The 23,436-nt window shown below is 28.4% G+C and carries 24 protein-coding genes; 4 read left to right on the top strand and 20 right to left on the bottom strand.

The genetic code is table 11. From position 1 onward, the window contains the following. The 3 genes from L3B96_RS22365 to L3B96_RS22355 form a co-directional block, all read right to left on the bottom strand. The coding region (locus tag L3B96_RS22365; protein ID WP_238948621.1) for an acyl-CoA dehydrogenase at positions 1-1,072 on the bottom strand (1,072 nt) is incomplete at its 3' end. 84 nt (positions 1,073-1,156) lie between these two features. Next, on the bottom strand, positions 1,157-1,942 hold the full coding sequence (locus tag L3B96_RS22360; RefSeq protein ID WP_238948620.1) for a short-chain-enoyl-CoA hydratase: 786 nt from the start codon (positions 1,940-1,942) through the stop codon (positions 1,157-1,159). Positions 1,943-2,350: 408 nt separating this feature from the next. Next, positions 2,351-2,710 carry a hypothetical protein gene (locus L3B96_RS22355; RefSeq protein ID WP_238948619.1) on the bottom strand — a complete coding sequence of 120 codons (360 nt, stop codon included), beginning with the start codon at positions 2,708-2,710 and terminating at the stop codon, positions 2,351-2,353. Between the two features lie 337 nt (positions 2,711-3,047). On the opposite strand from L3B96_RS22355, the gene L3B96_RS22350 reads away from it, so the two are divergent. After that, on the top strand, positions 3,048-3,260 hold the full coding sequence (locus tag L3B96_RS22350; protein WP_238948623.1) for a hypothetical protein: 213 nt from the start codon (positions 3,048-3,050) through the stop codon (positions 3,258-3,260). Positions 3,261-3,397: 137 nt separating this feature from the next. On the opposite strand, the gene L3B96_RS22345 is transcribed toward L3B96_RS22350, so the two are convergent. From L3B96_RS22345 to L3B96_RS22320, 6 genes are all read right to left on the bottom strand, one after another. Further along, positions 3,398-5,401: a KUP/HAK/KT family potassium transporter gene (locus L3B96_RS22345; RefSeq protein ID WP_017210212.1), complete on the bottom strand. Its 2,004-nt coding sequence runs from the start codon at positions 5,399-5,401 to the stop codon at positions 3,398-3,400. Between the two features lie 173 nt (positions 5,402-5,574). After that, complete coding sequence (locus L3B96_RS22340) at positions 5,575-6,141, bottom strand: DUF4118 domain-containing protein (protein ID WP_238948618.1); 567 nt, start codon at positions 6,139-6,141, stop codon at positions 5,575-5,577. 12 nt (positions 6,142-6,153) lie between these two features. Beyond that, entirely contained in the window at positions 6,154-6,342 is a 189-nt protein-coding gene (locus L3B96_RS22335; RefSeq protein ID WP_238948617.1) for a hypothetical protein, read from the bottom strand. Between the two features lie 343 nt (positions 6,343-6,685). Then, positions 6,686-7,030: a hypothetical protein gene (locus tag L3B96_RS22330; protein WP_238948616.1), complete on the bottom strand. Its 345-nt coding sequence runs from the start codon at positions 7,028-7,030 to the stop codon at positions 6,686-6,688. 388 nt (positions 7,031-7,418) lie between these two features. Next, positions 7,419-8,132, bottom strand: a complete 714-nt coding sequence (gene ric, locus L3B96_RS22325) for an iron-sulfur cluster repair di-iron protein (protein WP_238948615.1) — start codon at positions 8,130-8,132, stop codon at positions 7,419-7,421. Positions 8,133-8,439: 307 nt separating this feature from the next. Continuing rightward, the gene (locus tag L3B96_RS22320) at positions 8,440-8,751 is read right to left on the bottom strand and encodes a glutaredoxin (RefSeq protein WP_012058251.1); all 312 of its coding nucleotides are present in this window, start codon (positions 8,749-8,751) and stop codon (positions 8,440-8,442) included. A gap of 512 nt (positions 8,752-9,263) precedes the next feature. Between L3B96_RS22320 and L3B96_RS22315 the strand changes: the two genes are divergently transcribed. After that, positions 9,264-9,614 carry a thiol reductase thioredoxin gene (locus L3B96_RS22315; protein WP_238948614.1) on the top strand — a complete coding sequence of 117 codons (351 nt, stop codon included), beginning with the start codon at positions 9,264-9,266 and terminating at the stop codon, positions 9,612-9,614. A 380-nt stretch (positions 9,615-9,994) separates the two neighbouring features. Here the strand turns inward: L3B96_RS22315 and L3B96_RS22310 are convergent, their stop codons facing one another. After that, positions 9,995-10,789 carry an SDR family NAD(P)-dependent oxidoreductase gene (locus tag L3B96_RS22310; RefSeq protein WP_238948613.1) on the bottom strand — a complete coding sequence of 265 codons (795 nt, stop codon included), beginning with the start codon at positions 10,787-10,789 and terminating at the stop codon, positions 9,995-9,997. 144 nt (positions 10,790-10,933) lie between these two features. Next, positions 10,934-11,938 (bottom strand): AraC family transcriptional regulator, encoded by a 1,005-nt coding sequence (locus L3B96_RS22305; RefSeq protein WP_238948612.1) that lies wholly within the window; start codon positions 11,936-11,938, stop codon positions 10,934-10,936. 268 nt (positions 11,939-12,206) lie between these two features. On the opposite strand from L3B96_RS22305, the gene L3B96_RS27510 reads away from it, so the two are divergent. Beyond that, complete coding sequence (locus L3B96_RS27510) at positions 12,207-12,299, top strand: putative holin-like toxin (RefSeq protein WP_343073106.1); 93 nt, start codon at positions 12,207-12,209, stop codon at positions 12,297-12,299. Positions 12,300-12,579: 280 nt separating this feature from the next. Here L3B96_RS27510 and L3B96_RS22300 read toward each other — a convergent pair whose 3' ends face one another. Further along, positions 12,580-12,972 carry a MerR family transcriptional regulator gene (locus tag L3B96_RS22300; protein ID WP_238948611.1) on the bottom strand — a complete coding sequence of 131 codons (393 nt, stop codon included), beginning with the start codon at positions 12,970-12,972 and terminating at the stop codon, positions 12,580-12,582. A gap of 104 nt (positions 12,973-13,076) precedes the next feature. Between L3B96_RS22300 and L3B96_RS22295 the strand changes: the two genes are divergently transcribed. After that, entirely contained in the window at positions 13,077-13,928 is an 852-nt protein-coding gene (locus L3B96_RS22295; protein ID WP_238948610.1) for a patatin-like phospholipase family protein, read from the top strand. Positions 13,929-14,156: 228 nt separating this feature from the next. On the opposite strand, the gene L3B96_RS22290 is transcribed toward L3B96_RS22295, so the two are convergent. The 8 genes from L3B96_RS22290 to L3B96_RS22255 form a co-directional block, all read right to left on the bottom strand. Next, the gene (locus tag L3B96_RS22290; RefSeq protein WP_017212855.1) at positions 14,157-14,321 is read right to left on the bottom strand and encodes a hypothetical protein; all 165 of its coding nucleotides are present in this window, start codon (positions 14,319-14,321) and stop codon (positions 14,157-14,159) included. A gap of 430 nt (positions 14,322-14,751) precedes the next feature. Continuing rightward, the gene (locus L3B96_RS22285) at positions 14,752-17,682 is read right to left on the bottom strand and encodes a helicase C-terminal domain-containing protein (protein WP_238948609.1); all 2,931 of its coding nucleotides are present in this window, start codon (positions 17,680-17,682) and stop codon (positions 14,752-14,754) included. 12 nt (positions 17,683-17,694) lie between these two features. Continuing rightward, positions 17,695-18,123: a HepT-like ribonuclease domain-containing protein gene (locus L3B96_RS22280; RefSeq protein WP_012058245.1), complete on the bottom strand. Its 429-nt coding sequence runs from the start codon at positions 18,121-18,123 to the stop codon at positions 17,695-17,697. Further along, the gene (locus L3B96_RS22275; RefSeq protein ID WP_236898712.1) at positions 18,120-18,539 is read right to left on the bottom strand and encodes a nucleotidyltransferase domain-containing protein; all 420 of its coding nucleotides are present in this window, start codon (positions 18,537-18,539) and stop codon (positions 18,120-18,122) included. Before L3B96_RS22275 ends, L3B96_RS22280 begins: the two co-directional genes overlap by 4 nt. 662 nt (positions 18,540-19,201) lie before the next feature. Beyond that, on the bottom strand, positions 19,202-20,011 hold the full coding sequence (locus L3B96_RS22270) for a helix-turn-helix domain-containing protein (protein ID WP_238948608.1): 810 nt from the start codon (positions 20,009-20,011) through the stop codon (positions 19,202-19,204). A gap of 105 nt (positions 20,012-20,116) precedes the next feature. Next, a complete protein-coding gene (locus L3B96_RS22265; RefSeq protein WP_238948607.1) occupies positions 20,117-20,941 on the bottom strand; it encodes a molybdenum cofactor biosynthesis F family protein in 825 nt (274 codons plus the stop codon). 612 nt (positions 20,942-21,553) lie between these two features. Continuing rightward, positions 21,554-22,336 (bottom strand): homocitrate synthase, encoded by a 783-nt coding sequence (locus tag L3B96_RS22260; RefSeq protein ID WP_238901081.1) that lies wholly within the window; start codon positions 22,334-22,336, stop codon positions 21,554-21,556. 21 nt (positions 22,337-22,357) lie between these two features. Beyond that, positions 22,358-23,272 carry an isopropylmalate synthase gene (locus L3B96_RS22255; RefSeq protein ID WP_238948606.1) on the bottom strand — a complete coding sequence of 305 codons (915 nt, stop codon included), beginning with the start codon at positions 23,270-23,272 and terminating at the stop codon, positions 22,358-22,360. Between the last annotated feature and the right edge of the window lie 164 nt (positions 23,273-23,436).

Here is a 23,436-nt window from a genome sequence, read left to right as displayed (position 1 = left end):
TTTTAGCATCTCTCATCATTCTTTCTACTGGGTATTCTTTAGTGTAACCATATCCACCAAAGATTTGAACTGCTTTAGTTGTAACTTCCATTGCAACATCTGCAGCAAATAATTTAGCTCTTGCAGCATCCACTGAGTAAGGCTCACCAGCTTGCTTCTTTGTTGCAGCTAAGTATACTAAGTATTTAGCAGCTTGGATTTTAACATCCATTTCAGCTATATACCATTGTAATCCTTGGAATGCTGATAATGGTTTACCAAATTGTTTTCTTTCTTTCATATAGTTAACAGCTTCTTCAAAAGCTCCTTCTGCAATACCTAAAGCTTGAGCAGCTATACCAATTCTTCCTCCATCAAGAGTTTTCATTGCTATGCCAAATCCCTTACCTTCTTTGCTAAGTAGGTTTTCTTTTGGTACTATACAGTTTTCCATAACTAACTCAGTAGTTGAAGATGCTCTGATTCCCATCTTATTTTCTAATTTTCCTATTGAGAATCCTGGGAATGACTTTTCTACTATGAATGCAGAAATTCCTTTTGTTCCTTGACTCTTATCTGTCATAGCAAATATTATGAAAGTTTCAGCAACTCCACCATTTGTTATGAAGATTTTTGAACCATTTAATACATAATGGTCTCCTTCTAATACAGCAGTTGTTTGTTGTCCTGCAGCATCTGTACCAGCGCCTGGTTCTGTTAATCCGAAAGCACCGATTTTCTTACCACTACAAAGATCTGGCAAATATTTTGCTCTTTGTTCGTTAGTTCCATTTTCATTAATTACTGATGCACATAATGATGTATGCGCTGAAAGAATAACTCCTGTAGTACCACAAACTTTTGATAATTCTTCCACAGATATTATATATGAAAGAACATCTCCGCCTGCTCCACCAAATTCTTTAGAAAATGGGATACCCATCATTTTAAGCTTAGCCATTTTTTCAACGTTTTCCATAGGGAATCTTTCTGATTCGTCGATTTCAGCAGCTATTGGCTTAACTTCATTTACTGCGAATTCTCTAACCATTTGTTGTACTAATTGTTGTTCTCTAGTTAATTGGAAATTCATTAAATTACCCTCCTTGTTAATTAAACCTATTTGATACAAACTATATATAAATCTCTAATAGATTTTTAACTAATTATTAAAAAATTATTTATTTTGAAAATTCTTTTCTGCTCTTCTTTCTAAGAACGCAGTCATTCCTTCTGTTTGATCTTCTGTTGCAAAGCACTTTCCAAAGTCTTCTGCTTCTATTAATATAGCTGCATCTATATCAACTTGCATTCCTCTGTCTATAGCATCTTTACAATATGCAACTGCTTTTGGAGCATTAGCTGCAATCTTGTTAGCCATTGCTTTTGCTTCTTCCATCAATTTTTCTAATTCAACTACTTTATTAACTAAACCTATTCTATAAGCTTCTTCTGCCTTTATAAGGTCACAAGTATAAATTAATTCTTTAGCTTTTCCTGGCCCTACAATTCTAGCTAATCTTTGAGTTCCACCAAATCCTGGAGTTATTCCAAGTCCTGCTTCTGGTTGACCAAATTTAGCTTTAACTGAAGCTATTCTTATGTCACATGACATAGCAAGTTCACATCCACCACCAAGAGCAAATCCTGATATAGCTGCGATAACTGGCTTATCCAATTTTTCTAATCTTCTGAAGACATTGTTTCCTAAAATACCAAATTCTTTACCTTGTTCTTCATTAAGATCTTTCATTTCTGAAATATCTGCTCCAGCAACAAAAGATTTCTCACCAGCACCTGTAACTATAACTGCATACACATTGTTGTCTGCTTCTAAATCTTCTAAAACAGCGTCTAAATCCTTTAATGTTTCTGAATTTAATGCATTTAGTGCTTTGGGTCTATTGATTGTAATAATAGCTAGATGTCCTTCTTTTTCAAGAATCACATTTTTTAGTTCCATTTTAATGACCTCCTTCAAATTTGGTTATTTATTTTTTAAATTTAATTTTTAAGTATCTACCACCTTATCTATTAATGAAAACATATTTCACTATGCATATAGGAATACGAAATTGTTTACAAAAGATATCCTATCCTTAAATAGCAAATAGCATTGCACTAAAGATTGTGGAAAAATTAAGTTATATATATTAGTTCACTTACTACTCCCGTTAATTTTATTATTAGCAATAAGCATGCCAATCATATTTTTTCCATGAAACCTTATATATTGTGGTTTTCGTAATCAATTCCTAAATATATCAATTTTATTTATGTCTATATTTTGTACACCTTTAATTATATTTCTTAGAATGACTTCTTCTAGATTGAGTTTCCTAATTTTTTGAAGAGTTAATTTTCTACTTTCTTAACGAGATTTAGTATACAACTCGTTGTTCTTTATTTTTAATTCTTGTTCATATATCTTAATATCACAATTTGAATCCGAATATTCATTTAAAAACCTCATAATTCTACTGTTTTCATCTAACTTTAACAGCATACATATTGTATAAAAATATGCTATTGAAATAAATGCGCCAATCAATCTATTATTTCTAAATATAAAGAGAATGAGAATGATTGGTACTACATAAAGCAAGTTGCTTAATCTTAGTGCATACTTAAGTATTTTTGCTAAAAATATTTTATTCTTTAATTTTTTAATTTGCTGCTTATACTGTTTATTTTCTTCAACGTGTTTCAATAAGCGTTCCGTTTTATCCATAAATTCCCTCCTTGATAAATTTATTTATTTTCAAGTGTTACTTTTATTATTAGCAATAAGCATGCCAATCACTTCTTTTTTATGAAACCTTATATATTGCTGTTGTCGCAACTAAGTCCCTTAATATATCAATTGGATTTATGTCTATTTTTTTTACATGTCTTAACAATATACATATGTAAAAATGGAGATATCTTATCAAAAGATAAATTTGCTGAGGAGTTTAAGCCTTTAGTCATTAATATTTCTAATAGAATCTCTAATAAATAGCCATATATCTTTTAAGAATAAACATAAAAATACTTCTAATAAACTGCCAAAAAAGGATTTATAATTTATGGCTGGAAAAAGAGCCGCAAAGGTTCCTAAAAATGATTTTGAATATGATGAAGGTGAAGTGTGTGGTTTTTCTAGTGAAGCTCCTTTAACTGGTGACGATTCTCATAAAATAACTAAAAAAGGCAATAAACACTTGATGATGTTTATTGCCTTTAATTTTAAAAATATTATTTGTTATTTACTTGAAGTAACCCCAATATTTATACATTAAACTGTAACACTTCCACTTCTTTGAGTGAGAGATAACAGCACGATCCTTGACGAGGTACCTTTTGAGGATATAAGTTCAACTAAGATTCAGCTTGAGATCAAACCACACCTGAATCTTAGTTGTTTAACTTGATAAAGTTATTTTGAAACTCTTTTTAATGTTTCCTTATTGCAGCTGCCTAAAAAGAGCGGGACATTTTCAATATCAACATCACTAGTATCAAGTCCAAACCATTTTGTCGGAGAAACAGTAAATCTTTTTATAAACAACTTAGCTCTGTATATGAAGGATTCCCAAAAATTCAATTCTGTTTCATATGAAAGCTGTTCTACAATTAAAGAGAAACGAAAATCGCCAACTTTTCTATCGGGCATAATAGTATAGTTTCTAGATTGAATATTTATTTCTCCACTTTTAACTAATTCAGTAGAAATCTGACGTAAATACATATTTAATCTCTGTTCCATTCTAAAACCAAGCCTTAATTGAACTTTTACTATATAAAATGTTCCAAAGGTTTCCACTTCATATTCCGCATCATAAGGATTATCAGTAACAACAATATTAACAAACCAATACACATCTGCTTTCTTAGGTCTTTTATCTAAGATAGAGTACATTATATTTCTTTCAATTTTCTCTGCATACTCTGAATTAGTTAAATATACAAGATTTGTTGCGTATTTAGGTCTATCAGTATCTTTTCGCAAGAGATTTAGCTGTGCTTTATAATCTTCAATTTTTACATACTGTAATAAGCGAATTTTAGTATAGTGACCTTGGATCCATATATACATAACAGATAAGAACGTTAACGCAATTAAAACTGCTACATATCCACCATGCATAAACTTAACAGCATTTGCAATAAAGAAAGAAACTTCAAATGTACCAAAGAAAACTAACATACTAATGGCAATGGCAGATGAAATCTTTTGTTTTAATAAATAGTTAAATAGTAGAATAGTTGTCATCAGCATAGTGACAGTAATTGATAATCCATAGGCACCTTCCATATTTTCAGAACTTCTAAAGTGTAGAATAAGTCCAATACAAACAATCCATAAAAGTTTATTAATTGAAGGGATATACAATTGTCCTTTATATCTAGATGGATACATTATATGTAATCTAGGAAATAAATTTAATTTAATCGCTTCAGAAACAAGAGTAAACGATCCTGAAATTAATGCTTGAGAAGCAATAATTGTAGCCAAAGTTGAAATTATTATACTACAAATCAAAAAGCTATGTGGGACCATTTGAAAAAATGGATTTAAGCCTTCTACATTTGTATACATTGGGTTTCTTATAGCAGATAAAACCCAAGCTCCTTGACCAAAATAATTTAATAATAAACAGATTTTAACAAAAGGCCAAGATGCATAAATATTTTTCCTTCCAGCATGCCCAAGGTCCGAATACAATGCTTCCGCACCTGTGGTTGCTAAAAATACGCTGCCCAGAATAAAGAATCCTAATTTATTTTCATTGCTAAGAAGAATCTTTATTGCATAGTATGGAGACAATGCACGTAATAGTGTCCAATCATGAGAAATTTGCATAATTCCTAAAATTGCCAACATTGAAAACCACACAAGCATTACTGGTCCAAACATTTTTCCGATCAAATCAGTTCCAAAATGTTGAATAAAAAAAAGTATACTTAATATTACTATTACAATGGTAATAATAATATCTTGATTACTGCCAAAAAGAGCGTTAAAACTTGGAATAAGCTCTAATCCTTCAACCGCCGAAGTTACAGATACAACAGGGGTCAACATCCCATCAGCAAGTAAGGCCGAACCACCAACCATAGCTGGAATAATAAGCCACTTTGCACGATTACGAACCAGAGTAAAAAGAGAGAAAATCCCCCCCTCACCTTTATTATCCGCCTTTAATGTAACAAAAACATATTTTATTGTTGTTAAAATAGTTATCGTCCAAAAAATTAATGATAAAGATCCAAGAATAAAATTTTCAGATATATTTTCCAAACCACCATTACCTTGAACAATTGATTTCATTACATAAAGAGGTGAAGTTCCAATATCTCCATAAACTACGCCTAACGCAACTAAGATTCCTCCTAGACTTAATTTACTGACATCATTATGTTTTATAGTTGATTTCATATTAATCATCCTTTGCAATAAATATAAATATATTATGTCTTGTTCTAAATACAATTTCAATGCTTTTTCTAACTTTCAGATTTCCACCATTAAATCTCGTCATAATAAGCAAGTTTTCTACTAATCTTATAAGCCACTCAGTGTCATCATAAATACCTTGAAGGAGCTCTCCTTTAGTTTCTTCTGATATAATTTAAAGGAATATAATATCCTTTTGCTCCATAAAAAGTGTTAGTACCTGCACCAGATTCTTTATCATTTACAAATGTCCAATACGCAGCAGCTTCTTCATCCTCATTTAATAAACTTCTATCTTTTCCCCCTTTAATTACTGTATAAATAAATGAAGTTGATAGCTTATTTTCTTGTGCCAAGTAGCAGATAACTGTTCTTTCTAGTAACCTAGATAAGTATTTTATACCTATCCCTATAACATCTGATGTGCCTGTTGCACTTAATAATTTTCTGCTTACTCTATATAAAATTTGAGTTGTATTTTCTCTTGCTAAAGAATTTTCTGCTTCTCTTCTTATCTTATTTGTAAGTGTACCTATTGTAAAAGCTACTATCAGCATTATCGGAAATGTAACCAAATAGCTTTTATCATAAAATTGTAATGAATATCTAGGTTTTGTAAACAGATAATTAAATAAAATCACGCTAATTGTAGAACATATAAATCTTAAAATATACCCTCTGGTTTTAATATTTACAATAATAACTCCTAAAATAAAAATCATAATAACATTAGCTTAGCCATAGCCTAACTTATCAATAAATAATGTAGCCAACGCAGAAATTAACATTATTAGGCTTGATATTAAAATTTCTTTTAACGATATAATAAATTTGGTCTTATTCTTTTTTATATGATTTTCATTTCTTCTGATTGCTATTGAATTTGGTATAACATATACATCTATATACGAATTGAATTCCATAATTTTATCAACTATATCTCTTGCATAAAAACGAAAAAATACATTTGGCTTTTTGAGATTTTTACCTATAAGGTTCAATATATCCAATTACTATGTCGTGCCCTAATTTTTTCATATTATGAGCTTCCATAAGCATAGCATAACTTTTTCCGAAGCCAGCTGCATACCCAAAAAATATCTTGAGTTTTCCTCTTGAAGACTCTTTTTCTTCTTCCTTTATTTGATTTAAAAGATAATCTGGATTTTATTTTTTATCAATATCTACTTAAATCACTCCTAACTTTCACTTAATTTTACCCTATACCTACAAAATTATATAGATATATATAAAATAAAGCTAGTATTATTCTATTTTTGAATATACGCACTCTTTTCCTTCTTGTATATAATCATAAAATACTATATTACTTCCTTTAACTTTCCCTTTTAAACTTTCAACATTTAAGTAATTTCGTTTATCTTTATCAAAAATTATTTCTATTTCATTATCGCTTATTGTATATCGACCATAGGTGTAAAATACATCTTTATAAAAATTATTTATAACCTTGCATTTTCCAGTTGAATTAAGTTCTAAAATAGTATTATTTGAAGTTATGTATTTGCCACTATAAGGATTACTACTCCTCCCCATCATAACAATACTAATAATTGCAAAAAATAAAAATATAGAAACTATTTTTTTCATTGTATCCTCCTTACTCCTAGAAATAATGATATAACGGAAAAAAATCAAAATTAGTAAGTGTATAAGCATAAAATCTAAAATTGTTTTCATCTTGTCAGAATTCAATCTTAAATATAAATAATACTATTTAAGGTATAAAGATTGGATTAAAATTCTTATATTCGTATAAAGATTATATAAAGATTGTAGTGTTTTATGAATAAAAAAATATAACAGTCAACTTATACTCGTAACTGCTATATTTTATTTAAGTGCATATTCAAAAAATATATAAAATAAACTTTATTCTTCAAATATATAGTGTTTCTTTTGAATATCTATGATGCTACTTACATCTTCTTAATAATTTTTATTAAAATTCAGTTTAACAATATACTTCCCGGCAAATTTAATATTTCTTCAATTCAGAAAGTCTTGGAAAAAGTATATTGTTTTCTAAATGTATATGCTGAAATATATCTGATTCCATTTCTTCAAGTTTAGCATAAGTTAATTTATAAGTATTGCATCCATCTGATGGAGCTTTATAATCATTAGTCACTTTTCTTAATTCTTTAAGTATATCACCTGCTCCAGTGTGCTCGTCTTGCAATTGATTGATTATATTTATTGCCTTATCTAAATCCACTTCACTGTTGCTTCTTAAATACTCCTTAATTGCCGGATATTGAATTGTTTCTTCTTCTATTAAATGAGCTTCCAATTCCATTTTTACAGTATGAAATAACTTGTGTACTTTTGAAAGTTCAGGATGATTTCCTCCATGTACTCTCAATATTTTAGTTGTTAATTCACTTATTTTAGGAAGATTCTCATAAAGATATCCATGATGGACATTTACAATATGATCAACTAATTCATCAAAAGGTGCTTCTACCCAATTTTTATTATTTGTGTAAAGCTTATTTTGTAATTTTTCATATGAAGCATTTATTTTTTCTAGTATTTCTGCTTCATTAACTCCTTGCTCATCAATTGCTGTAATTAACGGTCTATCTCCACCACAACAAAAGTCAATTTTATATTCTTTAAATATATCTGCAGCATTTGGAAACTTAGTTACTATCTCTCCAATTTTTTGATTACTATTAAATGTATTCATTCTTATTCCTCCTCAAGTTCTATCTTATGAATTAATTATATTATTAATAAGAAAATACATCTTTGATTTAAATCACGTTTTAATATTTTTCGATAATTATTTGTCTATACCTTTTTGAGAACATTTACCACAATTCATTTATTCGAGTTTTGATACTCTATCAAATGGACATAAGATAAAAAATTACCCTCCTCCGATAAAAAACCGAGAGAGGGTATAGTATTTCTCATTTAGGCTATCTTTGCTACCGCCTTAACTTGGTGAAGGTGAAGCCTGACCTTTAAAATTCACAATAAGTTAACATCTATTAACATTTACCACTACCATCTATAGAGCAACTATTTACAACCTTCTTAGGCTTTTCTATATCCAAATGATCAAATATGTCTAACGTTTTTGTTCCATCTTCTAAAATAAAAAATGGGATACCTATTTTACCCTCTTTAACAACATTAGTAAACATTTTATCATTATCACGATAAGATAAAAATTCCTTTAATATTTTAGTACTCTCAGTAATATTTTTATAATCTAATTCTATATCTTTATGTTTTTCTAAAATAACTTTTGCTTCAACACAATCTGGACAAATTGCTGCCCCATACATTGTTAGTTTCATGTTATTTTCCTCCCTTTTTTTAAGTATTTAATATGCTTATTTTTATAATTATGCTTTTTGTATTAATCTAACGAACAAATATCAAGCCTATTTATGCTTCTATTACTACCAAAAAATATGAATAGAGCGACAAGTAATGTACTCTTCAGCAATATTTTTGTTCATAATCAATTCCTCATCTCTTTATTATAGCAAATATACCATTACTAAATTCAATTATTGTCAATTTTAATTTACTATATTACTTATCTTATTATTTCCACTTAAATACCATAATTATTTTGTAAATTGGCTTATTATACGTCACCCGCTTTACTTAATACAATAATTCTTACAGAAACATTTGATTGAGTGAATTATAAAACTTTTTAAACCCTTTTTACATCTCTTAACCTAGAATTTTCTTTTATAATACTTTCTATAATTTCACAAAATAACTACTAGAAAAGCTAACTAAATTGATTTAATAATTTGCCTTTGATATACTATTATAAAAAACTAGGAGGATATATATGTTTGAAGAAGATAACTATGAAGAGAATGTAAAGTTATTTGAAAAAGTGATTTCTACACAAGCAGAAGAATTATTATCTAATGAAGACTTAGCTGTTATCTATATTGGTCGTGCAACATGCCCATTCTGCCGTAAATTTACTAAAAAATTAAGTGCCTTGACTAATAAAATTAACACAACAATTTACTATGTAGATAGTTCTAATTTTTCAGATAATTTAATTGACTCATTTAGAGAAAAATATAATATTGTAACTGTACCAGGATTTATTGTTAGTAAAAATAGAGAAATAGAAGTTCGTTGCGATTCTTCAATTACAGAAAACGAAATATTGGACCTGTTAAAATAAATAATCAACGAATTTAATTATTATAAACTAAAGATACGCTAATTATAATAATACAAAAAGGGTGATAGTGCTTTTCTATGGTAATCATAAAAATTTTAGCACCTGTAATATTTTTAAAGGTAGCAGTAAAATATCCTAGTAAGGCATAAATAAGCTTTACTAGGATATTTTAATATGTCTAATGTCTCAAATTCGTATTATTAGCCTAATGAGAATATGAATAGTGTCAAGTTTAATTATTAAGATTTATATAAATTACAAAGTGCTAAAATAGAAAAAATAATTAAGAACCGATTTATTAAACACATAAGAATTGCTTGCTTTATGTACAATTTTCTTTGATTATATCAATCCTTTATGCATGAATAATATAGATACATTTAATAAATAGTCGGTACCATTCCTCCATCCATGCGAATTGGAGAACCTTTAAATGCTCCTGCACAAGGACTGCATACAAATGTAGTTAATCTACCTATTTCACTTGGCCTAATAAAACGCTGTATTTCAGATTTAGGTAAATTTGCAGCCATAAATTTTTTCTCCTTTTCTTCAAAAGTCATATTTGGTTCAGAATATACACTATCAACTATTTCATATACATTTTCAGAAAGTGTTGGTCCTGGCATAATTGTATTAACTGTAACTTCTTTTCCTATGGTTAATTTAGATAAACTCTTTGATAGTGATAATAACATTGATTTTGTCATGCAATATTGTGGCATTTGTCCAGAAGGCATAATTGCTTCTTCACTTGCAATAAAAATAATACGACCGTAATTATTTTTTAACATTTTAGATAAATAAAATTTACATAATCCGTTTGCAGCAAGAACATTAGTTTTAAAGTATTTTTCCCATATTTCATCTTCAACATCATTGTATTCCATAATTTCATAGATACCCATATTATTAACTAAAATATCAATGCTAGAATATTTCTCAAATAAAGCTTCTCTTTGTTTAACATTTACTATATCTGCTGTAGCATTTTGAGGAGAAGTAGTTGGAAATTTTGATTTAATTTCATTTACAATCTGTTCTACTTCTTCATAATTTCGTCCATTAATTAGTACATTAACACCTTCCTTAGCAAGTTCCATAGCAATTGCTTTACCTATACCTTTTGTTGATCCCGTAACTAAAGCTGTTTTATTGCTTAATCCCATATCCATGATACATTTCTCCTTTTAAATTATTTATTAAGATTTTAAAAAGTTAATGCAAACAAATACTCTTATTCTTTTGTAATTTTTATTAGATTAACTTTTTTATAATATAGTGTTATACATTTTACTTTTCAGACAAAGTGAATTTATCTAATTTTTACCTACATGCTCAGCACGCCAATTTGAAGGAGTATTACCTTCCCAAAGTCGAAAAGCGCGGTAGAATGAATTTTTGTCTTCATATCCAATCATGAAGGCTACTTCTTTAATGTCGAGAGATAAGTCTGTCAAATACTCTATTGCCTGCTCATGCCTGACTTGTGTTAATACATTCTTAAAGCTCGTACCTTCGTCAATAAGACGGCGCTGCAATGTACGATTGCTCATCCCCAACTCACTAGCGACGGTCTGAATATCTGGACACCCTCCTGTTAGGCTACGTTTTACAATCCACTTGACCATCTCAGTAATTGAATAGCTTCGTTGTCTCTCATCCAGCGATTGTTCAAGTGCTGGAGTCAGAATCTCTAGCAACTCTGCATTATATGAAACAAATGGGCGGTCCAAATCTCCTCGATGTAACGTCAAGCGATTACAATTTGCACCGGTCTGAACTCGGCAGCCAAAGTAAGCTTCAAGCACTTGTACATTACCCATAGAATCTGAGAATTCTACCAATTTAGCTCTTAAAGGTTGAGCTGTCCCTCTGCGACCTAGCTCCAGAAGAAATGCCAAAGTAATACCAACCAAAATCGGTGGACCAGGCTGTTCAACATACAACCATTCCAATTCTATTGTACACTCATCACCTTTCTCGGTAATGCGTAAACCTTCAGGAGGACACATTTGTTTATATCGAGCCATTCGCTTTAACGCATCACGATAATCGCGAGCGTGATAAGTCGCTAAGACTGTGGGCGGATAATGGGTTGTTTCAAATACGGTCGCAAGCTTAATAATTCCTTTAGCAGTATCATCAATGATATCTGAATAAGCTTTCCAGATTGCAAAATATTGAGTGGTTGTTACAAAAGGGTCAGTAATAATTGTAAGCGGTAGTCGTGCTTTTCTAACTACATGCTTAGCATCAATCCCTAATTGATATAAACTTTCCCAAAATCCTGCCGTGATTTTAATGCGGGCATTAGATGTCATGTATATAAACCTCCTTTAAATGCTTACATATTCACTAATTTAGTTATAATTACATTTTGCATTGCTAGTTCAACATTTATTACATTATACCTATTAAATATGACTATGTAACTAGCAGAATACGACAAGTTACTTGCTAATTACGCCAAACAATATTAGTCAAAGATACAATTAACATTATTATTACCTTACTTATAAATTGAAATATCCCTATCATATAGTGAGTACAGATATCACTTAACTCTTTCTAAGAAGTGATGCTATATATATGATTAACGATACTTTAATATTATTATTTCAAAGTGGATTGTTCTTAATATCATTGTTAACATTAGTAGTGATTCTTATAGAAAAAACCTAAAAAAAATAGTAGCCTAGGTCAAATTAATATGCTACTAATTTTTTTAATAAAAAATCTTAGTGATATTAGTTCCCTAAGCAACTAGAATTATATACTATAGTGAAAAACATATTGCAGTATGTTTTCACTACTTTTATTTTGCTGCTATTTAATTATATTATCTAAAATAAAACGTACCTAAGAAATACTTCTTACCATAATATTTAAGATAGAAACCAAGAAAAAAAGGCTCCTTTCAGTAAATCTACAGTGTTATTAGTTTTTCGAAAAACTATCAAAACTAGTTTTTATCTTTATTGATAGATCCTTCAGTTAATATGAGTTTTGAATTCAATTTATTTTTCAACATCTTTTTTAATATAATCTCAGTTTTATTTAAATTTTCTTTTTGCTCTTCTACTTCCTTTATCTTTTCTTGCAAGAGTTCGATCTTTGTGTCAATTGAAATTATATTATCATTACCTTTTTGTATCTCTTTGATCTCTCTTAAAGAAAAACCCACAGAATGAACTGTTTTTATCATCAATAAATACTCAATTATATCTACAGAATAACTCCTATAGTTATTTGCGCCCCTGCTAACATATTTTTCAGGAATCAATCCTTCCTTTTCATAAAATCTAATAGTCGATATAGACAACCCAGTTTTTTTTGACACTTCATTTATTTTCATAAAATACCTCACTAATTTCCCTTGACTATAAACATTACTTCATAGTTTATACTATATTTAAACACTTTACTAGTTAATATAATAAAGAAATGGGGAATATTATCATGCAAAATATTAATAAAAAAACACGAGCTGTTGTATTAGGTGGTGGCGGAGTAACCGGAATTGCTTGGGAGATTGGAATAATTGCGGCATTGTTACAAGAGAGAATTAATTTAGCAGACGCAGATGTTATAATCGGAACATCCGCTGGTTCATTTGTTGGATCCTCATTAGCAAGTGGCTACAATATGAGAAAACTTTATGAGTCTCAACTCATCCAAAATGCATCTGAAGTAAATGTATCTGTTAGTTCTGAACTTATGATGTTATGGACCCAAGCCTTTCAATATGGTAAAGATAATAAAAAAGAAATTGGAAAGATGTTTGGAGATATTGCAAAAAAATATCCTACAAAAGTATCAATAGAAGAACGTAAATTAGTTGTTGAATCAAGGCTCACCACAACTATCTGGCCTTCAAAGTTAAAGGTCACTGCAATAGATGCAAAAACCGGTAATCTCCATGTACTCGATAAAAATTCAGGAACAACGCTAATAAATGCAGTAAACGCAAGTGGTGCAGTTCCAGGACTCTGGCCATTAGTACACTTTAATGGAATAGACTGGATTGATGGGGGAATGGTTTCGAGTACAAATGCACATTTGGCAGCTTCTTATGATAAAGTTGTAATTTTATCGCCTATGCCCCAAAAATATGGTCTAGTTCCAAGCGTTGAAGAAGATGTTGCTGAAATGCAAAAAAGCTCATCTGTTTCCCTTATTGTACCTAATAAAGATAGTATTTTAGCAATAGGAAAAAATCCTTATGACCCAACTCATACTACAGCATCTGCAAAGGCTGGATTTAATCAAGGAATAAAAGAAGCAGAAGCTATTTATGAAGTATGGTCATAATTAAAAATAAGATAGTATAATATATATTTCATTATACATGTTGCAAAAATAATTCTTCATCTTAATTCTAAAAATATTGCACAAATTTTAGCCCTAATTGTGAAATGTGAATTGCAACATATATAAATAAAACTGCCTCAAAATACAGTTTTGAAGCAGTTTTATTATATGTTAATAACTTTTTTTATACTTTAAAGTTATAATTTTCACTTTAATACTTTTAATTTATTAACTAAGTTGTTGTTCTAATTGTTCTAGATCACTTATGACCATATTTATAACTTCGATTTTAGACTTAGCATAATCATTCTTAGGAAGCCATTTCAACCCACATTCTAAGGATTCCTTTGTACTCTTATATTCTTGTAATAATTGTGTTATATTTTCTACCATACCCTTCACATCCCTCTCTTTATTCAATCCTAAATTATAATTTTCTTATTTTGTAAAATAAATTACTTTATTTATATTATTACCACCTCCGTATGAAAATATAATAAATTTTCAACTTTATATTTATATACGTTTATTATAGCATATATTACATTTAAAGCTTATATTTTTTTCTAAAAATTTTACCATTATCAAAATAATTTGCCAAAAAACATCCTATAATTGTAATATATATATAACCGATTTAAGAATTCTATTTATTAGATTGACATATTTACAAAGTTGCTAAAACTTTAGGTGCATATCTTCACTAGAAATCATAAATATATTTGTGGATACAACCTGCTGCTTAGAACCTTCAGCGATATTTTCATAGCTTTTCGGAATCAAAATATTTATGATTTCGGTAAGCTATCACTTAAATTTAATTTCAAATTTTACCATTTAATTTAAAATTAATGTTTTCAAAATAATACATATCATTTTCAACTTTTAGTAATTCCCAAAATAATTTATGCTTCTTTGCTTCATTGTTAAATTCCTTTTTAATGCTTTTATTACTTTTCTTAATGTTGTTTATGATTGTATTAATATTGTTTCTTCTCCAATTATTATAATCAAACTCCATCTCTGAAAGTACTTTAGTAGTCGATGAAAATTCTATACTTGGCCCATTTAAATCTCTTTCAAGATTTCTTATAGTATATGAGTTTTGCCCTGGATCTAAAATTATGAAATATCCATAATCAAAAGTGCTTCTAATAAGTCTACCATATATTTGCTTAGCTTTAATACATACCTGCGGATAATTCACATCCTGATACCCCTTCTTCTGGTATGTAGTAATTGCTCTTAAAATAGGATATTCTGGACTATAGTTAGGAATTTTATCTAACATAACACAGCTTAATGCGTCTCCAGGTACATCTATCCCCTCAAAAAATCCCTTGCTTCCAAGTATTATAACTTGCCTATTTTTATCATTTAAAGCTCTTACTGATTTTTTACTCATGTGTACTTCTATTTTTGTTCCTCTAGTAAGCAGCTCAAGCTCTTCACTCACAGCAGTTCTCCTTGCATTATTATTGAATAAAACAAGAATATGACCATTTATTTTTAATGCAGTATTATAAATAAATTTGGAAACATTTTTTATATATGATGGTTCATCATACCTCCCAACATCTTTTAAAGCAAAGATTTTAGTCCTTTTCTTTAAATCAAAAGTTGGTGGAATTATAAACTCCTTTGCCTTTTCCTGTCCTAAATGCTTTTTTATTTTATTAAAAGAATTTTCTATTCTCAATGTTGCCGATAAGAACGTTGTACTTTTAACATCTTTTAACATATGTTCATTAACTAGCTCTCCAACATTTAAAGGAACATTTTTAAGTGTGAATGATTTATATTCTGAGTCTACTTCTAATATTTTTGCATAGAACACTGAGCTTTCTAAAAACTTATCTAAAACATCAAATGCACTTTTAAGCTTTGCTATGAAATCAGATAAATTCTTATGGTCAATATCTCCATCTATTTCGTCATCTAAAGTTATATTATAAATATAATCATTTAACATCTTATATAGTGGATATATACTTTCTTTCAAAACTGATATCTCAGATCCTATAGCATTTGTTATTCCTTTTAAATCTTCTCTTGGAAGGAAAAATTCAGTAGTAAAATTATATTCCCCGCTAACAAGCCTTATACTTCTAAAATCATTTAATAATATATTTATATTTACTATAATGTCATTTGCTAAATACATAATTTTATCTTTTTCTATGGTTTCCCTATAACCATAGCTGGCATTTAAAGTTAAAAGCATAGCTATAATACTCGGGTGACCTTTTTCTATAAGATCTAGCAATTGTATAAATTCAGCTGACGAAAATTCCTCAGCAAAAAAATCATAACACTTTTCCATTAAGTTATGACCCTCATCAATAATTATGTGGTTAATTTTTTTCTTTTCAGTATATGGCCAGCATGCTAAAAGAGAATGATTAATAACTGTGATGTTTTCCTCAGGCAGCTCATTATACCTTTTTCTCAAAAAGCAAGCCCTTGTGCATTTATCAAGCTTACATTGTTCACTATCACAATTAACTTCCCTTATGTACTTATCCAATTCCAGATGTTTTTGAACTAGATAATTTATATTTTCTATATCTCCATAATTACCATTTTCACAAAGTCTCCTTAGAAAAAGTAATGCTAGATTACCTTTTTCATCCATCTGAAATTCTTCACATCTATTTATTCGCTCTATGCAAAGATAATTTCCTTTCCCTTTCATAGCACCGTAATTTAATTTATCATCTAATCTTAATTTTTTAAGTATAGTCGGAATATCTCTCTCAATAAGTTGATTTTGTAATTCCTTTGTATTAGTAGATATAATAAAGCTAGCATCATCTTTTCTATTTTTCTGCTTATTTAGGTACGTTTCAATAGCAGCTATTATTACATACGCAAAAGTCTTCCCACTTCCAGTTGGTGCCTCTATAAATATCCTCTCACCTTTTTCAAAATTTTCTCTTATCTTTTTTGCAAATTCCTTTTGATCTTTTCTATACTGGTATCCAAAATCCCCACCATTGTTCCATATCTCTTCATTTTCAAGTAAATCTTCATATTTCAAATAATCTATAGGAATTTTCTTTAGCTTAAGTTCCTCTTCTTTGTTCTCTAGGTAATTTACATATGTATAACCTTCATCAATGAAAAAAGGAGGCTTCAATAAATGCTTAGTCCATGGCCATTTTTGTAAATACTGATATTCTTTAATAATTAGGTTATGTAGAGATTTATTCTTTTTTCTGCTATTTTCTTCTCTATTCCATTGCCTTAAAAGTAGTGAATTAACTACTTTTAAGGTGTCTATTGAATCTGATAGTCCTCTATGTAACTCATCCTTATTTAAATTAGTAATTTCTTTAATTAAAGAATTTAAATTATATTCTTTTCTCCATGGTTCTAAAATTATTGCAAGTTCCATGGAATCCATTATTGTATTTTTTATTTCAGGAATATAAAAAGATAAAAATTTTCTTTCAAAATTTCCATTATGACATATTAAAGGTAAATCTTCTAAAAATTTCAGTACTTCTTGTTTTATTGAATTCAAACTTCTAGCACTTAGTAAATCTGCCTCCTTTAAATCACTGCAAAGACTGTAAATACTTATTGGCACGCGTCCTCTTGGTTTTATTAATGTATTATAAGTAGTTATAACTCCATTCTTAACTTTAACAGCTCCAATTTCTATAATTTCTGAGCATGTTTCATCAAGTCCAGTTGTTTCTATATCTAAATATATTACATTATCTAAAACACTGATTAAATCTTCTAGCATCTTTTCCCCTACTTACTCTTTTAAATACTGTTTTGCGATATTTAAAATTTTCTTAAAATCATCTTTATACTTCACAACATGCTCAAATAATTCTGCATGTGCTGGTTCTTTATATCTATGTGAAATTCTATTTCTAAGAAGTCTTGATTTTTCTAAGAAGTTAAACAACTCAGCATCAAGTACTTTCTCCTCTTTTAACACTTCCAAACTATCATTTAAAGTCATACCTATTTTATACTTTTTTAATGACTTAAGAGTTACTGATGTAAAGTCTTCTAGTATTGTATTAAAACTTACAAATAATTGTCTTAAACTAGATTTTGCAAGCTTAATCATTATTTTATTATCACTATTGTTTTCTAATATCTCAATGCACTCATCGATATCACTTATGCACTCTTGAAAATCTTCAACTATCTTTATAAGTCTTTCTTGATTCATGACAACACATCCCTTCTTCTAAACCAAAAGAAATTCTCATTTTCTCTATATATTATATCAACTTCTTCTTTATACTTTTCTAAAATAATGTTATTATCATTAGAATATATAATTTTCCCTTCATTTAATACATTTATCTTTAAAAATATAGTTAATTCTCTACTTCTTAAATCTATAACATCAATTTCTTTACCCAAAGTTCTTTCTAAAAATAATTCAAGTTCTAATATTTTATCTAAAGGTATATTTTCTATACCTATTACTGCTATATCTATATCTGACTCTTGAGTGAAATCATCGTTGTTAAAACTTCCAAAAGTGAGCATACTCGAAATGCTATATCTTTCTAGAAGATTATTTACTTCTTCACTTTTTAGTTTGCTCATAATTTGTTTTTTTTCATCTGCCAACTTCATCTTGTTCACCCGCCAATTTACAATAATTTATGTAATAAATTATAACACAATTTTATTTAAACATATTTATTATTTTGGACTTTATAAATAATACTATGCAACTTATATTTTTTCAATATAGATCTCCCACTCTAAAACTAAATTTGTGTGATAACTTACCGAAATCATAAATATTTTGATTCCGAAAAGCTATGAAAATATCGCTGAAGGTTCTAAGCAGCAGGTTGTAACCACTCTAGCATGCTCCCACTTTCAGTGTGACAAGCTAAAGTGTAACAACCTACAACTAAGAACCTTTAACAGCTCATTTTCAAATGTTTTCTCCACAAATATATTTATGATTTCTAGTGAAGATATGAGCTTAAAGTTTTAGTAACTTTGTAAATATGTTCATCTAATAAGTCTAAATATTAAAATTATAAAGCCCATAATTGTATTTATAGGCACCTTAAAATACTCTCATGGGCTTTTATCTTACTGGAACTCCAGAAGGAATTTGAACTCACAATACTATAATGAATGAAACAGTATACACCATTCTATTATATTATGATTGCCTAAATTCTTAATAAAAAAAGCATTCTCTAATCAGACATTCCACTGTTTGACATAATCATTAATATCAATATCAGGTTTGTACATTATCATAAATTAAGCATATTTCATTCACACATTATTTCTAATTTTACTAAAGTAATTTCTTTTCCTTTATAAGATTTCGGGATTATCCATGTTTCACTGAAATCACCCACTACATTTATACTATTATTCTTAATATAATCAGCAAGCTTTTTATAATATTTATATTTATTATAACTGTTATCATCAAATATTATTGAAACATAATAACCTTCTGGTAATATATTATAATTATTAGCATCATATTTATCATCGATATAATATCTAATATCCATATTAACAATCTTATTTTCTACTATGTATTTTTCATATAAAGTTCCAACCCCAAAAATTGAATATACTTCCCTTTGCTTGCTTTCAACATCTAAAATTGCTCTTCTTAAATTTACTTCTTGTTCTTCGATATTATTAGAAACATAATTATAAGAAATATATCTACGCTCTTTATTAAATTCTATAAATACCTCATTACTTTTCGAATTCATTGCATCAGTTATAGTAGTTCTTAACTTTTCCATAGAATTTTTTATTTCTAGCAATTCTGAAATTTTTAAATCAAATATATCTATCTGGTTATCAATAATTGACAAAGTGTCTTCTATTGAAGAATCATGATTAATAACATTTTTTATTTCTTCCAGTGACATTCCCATTAATTTAGAATTCTTTATAATATCAATAATTACAAATTGATCAATTGAATAATATCTATACTTATTTTGCTGATTAATAAGTGTTGGTTTAAATAATCCTATATCATCATAATATCTTAATGTTTTTACTGGTATATTAAATAATTTTGATATTTCTCCAATAGTAAAATATTTATTCACTTCATCCTCCACGTTGAAAATAATTTATCCTAATCATTCTATTACACGTTAAAAATAATTAATCCTAAATACATTATATTATTTTTAGTATAATTAGTCTTTTCATTAGTACTCTGTTTTATTTAGCATTGTAGCATATGAACCTACTGGGAAGTTCTTCACTTTTCCCATTTCATATGATTCATATCCATATATTTTTCCATATGAACGCATTTTATTTAAATCTAAATCCTCAATTACAGTTCCTACTGTTGGTACCACTCTCTCCAACCAAGTAAACCAATATAAATTTTCTTCTATTTTTAAATAAAAGCATCTATCAGTATCACAAAGTCCTTTTTCTATTCCACTTACACAATGCCATGTATAATAATTTTCATTTAAATATATATGCTCATAAGTATCATTGGAACTATACTTAAATAATATTCTTTCACCTATTAACTCGCTTGTAAACTTATGTTTTAATGTATTACTATTAAATTTTGTATCTATTGAAGCATGTGTAAACTCTGCTTTAACTGATGTTAATGGTAATCCCTTGTCTCCTCTTTCAAACTGCGAGATAGCTACTTCCTCTTTATTAGGTAATTCAGCTATTACTGTTGTGGCTATATTTTTATTAAAATCAATAACTGTAGTAAATGATTTAGCTTCTCCAAATGACCATATAAAATCTATTATATATATTTTTTCTCTTGGAGATACTGCTGTATAAATAGCCGATATTTTTTCCTCTACTTCTCCATTTATATATTTTACTTTTATAGTTTCATTATCTAAAAATTCATAAATCGTTTCATATCCATTTTCATAATTTAGTATTACCTTTCTTCCTACTAATTCATCCGCCTGAGGCAACTTAAATTCGCTAAATCCTTGTGATAACTCTTCAACTGTTGGGAAATCTCTTTCTTTTACTTTATTCATAAAACCGTTCTCCTTACACTTCATAATTTTCTTGTGATTACAATTATAAAGGATACAGTAGCTAGAGTGTCAATTATATTTCTATCTATAATATATTTATCAATTATTTCACTATTATGATACAATACCATATTTATATACATCCTTGTAAATTCTTCTAATGTTAAGATTTCATCTAATCTATAGTCTCTATGATACACATCTTCTAAATTCCTTTTGAACTACTCAAGGAGTGTATATCTTATTTTTTTTATGCTCTTTACAAAACGTAACTTTCTAAATTAGTCTTTATCGTAACTTATCCGCAAATTTAAATTGAATATAAATTTCAAGAGAATAAAATAAGCTTGAAATAATATTTACATTCTTCAAGCTCACTTTTTTATTTATATAATTTTCTCAATTATTTTTAGAAATGTTTTATATTAGAACATATTGTAATTGAGTTTCTACATTGTTATTCTCATTTAATGCAATTAGCTCAATAGAGTTCCACTTGCAAATTTATTATTACAAAAATAATTCTTCATGATAATTCTAAAAAAATATTGCAAGAATTTTAGCCATAATTTTGAATTGTAAAATGTGCATTGTGAATTATAGCATATATATCTAAATCAATCCCTCAATTTTTTTATTTCTTTTTAAATATGCATTTGATATTTTTAAAAACTCCTGTAGATTACAATTTCCTGTTCTTTCACCTATTCCGCCCAACGTGCAATCCACATATTTAGCACCACTTTTAACTGCCTCTAGGGAAATTGGAATCGCCATTCCAAAATCATTATGAGCATGAATTTCTATTTCTATTCCAGTATTGTTTACTAAAGTTTTAATTGAATCCTTTATAAGTGAAGGCATTGATATTCCTACGGTATCTGCATATCTTGCCCGCTTTACGCCCATACCAATAATTATTTCACACAAATTTATAAGATAGCTAATGTCTGCCCTAGAAGCATCTTCAAAACCTATAGTAACTTCATAACCTTTGTCCCTCGCTAAAAATACACATTCCTTAAGATTTTCTTCAACCCACTTTTTATCCTTTCCTAAATTCGAATATATTTGTATATCCGATGTAGGAACGCTAATATGAATAATATCTGGTTTACACTCCATTGAATGAAATATATCATTTTTATTCATTCTATTCCAAGCGGAAATTAGTGAATTTTTTCTTATTTCTAATATCCTCTTAATGCATTCTTTTTCTAAATCTCCCATTGCAGGTATACCTGCCTCTATCTGATAAATCTTCATTTTATCCATATATTTCGCAATTTCAATTTTTTCATCAATTGAAAAAGCTTTTCCTGCACATTGTTCACCATCTCTTAAAGTTGTATCTACAATATATATTTCATTGTCTAATTTTTCATTATAAATCAATATATCACCACCTTATAAAATCTAAACACACAGTTTCTTATATAATCTTTTTATTTCATCATTACTTAATCCACCACGCTTTTGTGTGCTCAATTTCCTTACATCTTCCAACATAATTGTTAAATTATCATGCTCATATTTTATGTTTAGTTCTTCTAATTTTATTTCTAATGCATTTACACTTGAATGCTTACCTATAATAATATTTCTTTTCCTTCCAATTTCACTAGGGTCATATGGTTCAAAAGTTCTTGAATCTTTAGCTATTCCATTTACATGAATTCCTGATTCTACATTGAAAATATCTTTTCCTATAAAAGGTGCATTTCCTCTGATTTTACTTTCAGTAATATCTTCAAATATACTTAATACCTTAGGAAATAGCTTATAATTACTATGATCTTTTATTTTCTCTAAAAAAGAAGACCCTCCTAATATTTCTTGAAGAGGAGCAAAGCCATCAATTCCTGCAAAAGTCGTTACAACTTTTTTTCCTCCAGCTTTAACCCATTCTAAACTCATAGCCGTAGCTGATTTATAATTATTTTTTATACTTAGCTCTATATTATTTCCAAAGAACTTTATTATCTCTAAAAAAATCTGCTGATAATCATAAAAGATAATGTCATCAAGTCCTACTATTCTTGCATTCATTTTGTTATATATATTTAGCTTATTGTCTAATATCTCATATAATACATTAACACTTTCTATTTCAATTTTATTATTGTTAGATATTATGAATTTTACATCTTGAGGCAATGGTGATAGTTCTTCATAGAGCTCTTGCGTAATTTCTATATAATCGCTTCCTATTATATATAGTAATTTTATCAATTCTCTTACCTGTGCGCTTTTCTCTTTTAACTTATCACCAAATATTTCTCTCAAAACAATTATTGTCCTATCTATAATTTCGATTTTTCTTTCATCCATAATTCCACCCCTTTTTAATTGCAAATTTTTTCTACATGTGAATATAATCTATCTAAAAGGAGCCTACTTAATATATTTATATATATTAAACAGGCTCCCTTGCCAACAAAAAATAGCCTAAAACAAAACTTCTTAGTTTGGTTTTAGACCACATTGTCTTTGTT

The sequence above is a fragment of the Clostridium sp. YIM B02569 genome (assembly GCF_022320765.1).
GTDB classification, from domain to species: domain Bacteria; phylum Bacillota; class Clostridia; order Clostridiales; family Clostridiaceae; genus Clostridium; species Clostridium beijerinckii.
The sequence above is the reverse complement of the archived record's forward strand: the minus strand, read 5'-3'. Positions and strand labels throughout refer to the sequence as shown.

Bases quoted from the DNA above. Each gene is read 5' to 3' on its own strand.
- L3B96_RS22360 (WP_238948620.1), bottom strand. From the start codon at position 1,942: ATGGAACTAAAAAATGTGATTCTTGAAAAAGAAGGACATCTAGCTATT.
- L3B96_RS22355 (WP_238948619.1), bottom strand. From the start codon at position 2,710: ATGGATAAAACGGAACGCTTATTGAAACACGTTGAAGAAAATAAACAG.
- L3B96_RS22350 (WP_238948623.1), top strand. From the start codon at position 3,048: ATGGCTGGAAAAAGAGCCGCAAAGGTTCCTAAAAATGATTTTGAATAT.
- L3B96_RS22345 (WP_017210212.1), bottom strand. From the start codon at position 5,401: ATGAAATCAACTATAAAACATAATGATGTCAGTAAATTAAGTCTAGGA.
- L3B96_RS22340 (WP_238948618.1), bottom strand. From the start codon at position 6,141: ATGATTTTTATTTTAGGAGTTATTATTGTAAATATTAAAACCAGAGGG.
- L3B96_RS22335 (WP_238948617.1), bottom strand. From the start codon at position 6,342: ATGGAATTCAATTCGTATATAGATGTATATGTTATACCAAATTCAATA.
- L3B96_RS22330 (WP_238948616.1), bottom strand. From the start codon at position 7,030: ATGAAAAAAATAGTTTCTATATTTTTATTTTTTGCAATTATTAGTATT.
- ric (WP_238948615.1), bottom strand. From the start codon at position 8,132: ATGAATACATTTAATAGTAATCAAAAAATTGGAGAGATAGTAACTAAG.
- L3B96_RS22320 (WP_012058251.1), bottom strand. From the start codon at position 8,751: ATGAAACTAACAATGTATGGGGCAGCAATTTGTCCAGATTGTGTTGAA.
- L3B96_RS22315 (WP_238948614.1), top strand. From the start codon at position 9,264: ATGTTTGAAGAAGATAACTATGAAGAGAATGTAAAGTTATTTGAAAAA.
- L3B96_RS22310 (WP_238948613.1), bottom strand. From the start codon at position 10,789: ATGGATATGGGATTAAGCAATAAAACAGCTTTAGTTACGGGATCAACA.
- L3B96_RS22305 (WP_238948612.1), bottom strand. From the start codon at position 11,938: ATGACATCTAATGCCCGCATTAAAATCACGGCAGGATTTTGGGAAAGT.
- L3B96_RS27510 (WP_343073106.1), top strand. From the start codon at position 12,207: ATGATTAACGATACTTTAATATTATTATTTCAAAGTGGATTGTTCTTA.
- L3B96_RS22300 (WP_238948611.1), bottom strand. From the start codon at position 12,972: ATGAAAATAAATGAAGTGTCAAAAAAAACTGGGTTGTCTATATCGACT.
- L3B96_RS22295 (WP_238948610.1), top strand. From the start codon at position 13,077: ATGCAAAATATTAATAAAAAAACACGAGCTGTTGTATTAGGTGGTGGC.
- L3B96_RS22290 (WP_017212855.1), bottom strand. From the start codon at position 14,321: ATGGTAGAAAATATAACACAATTATTACAAGAATATAAGAGTACAAAG.
- L3B96_RS22285 (WP_238948609.1), bottom strand. From the start codon at position 17,682: ATGCTAGAAGATTTAATCAGTGTTTTAGATAATGTAATATATTTAGAT.
- L3B96_RS22280 (WP_012058245.1), bottom strand. From the start codon at position 18,123: ATGAATCAAGAAAGACTTATAAAGATAGTTGAAGATTTTCAAGAGTGC.
- L3B96_RS22275 (WP_236898712.1), bottom strand. From the start codon at position 18,539: ATGAAGTTGGCAGATGAAAAAAAACAAATTATGAGCAAACTAAAAAGT.
- L3B96_RS22265 (WP_238948607.1), bottom strand. From the start codon at position 20,941: ATGAATAAAGTAAAAGAAAGAGATTTCCCAACAGTTGAAGAGTTATCA.
- L3B96_RS22255 (WP_238948606.1), bottom strand. From the start codon at position 23,272: ATGGATGAAAGAAAAATCGAAATTATAGATAGGACAATAATTGTTTTG.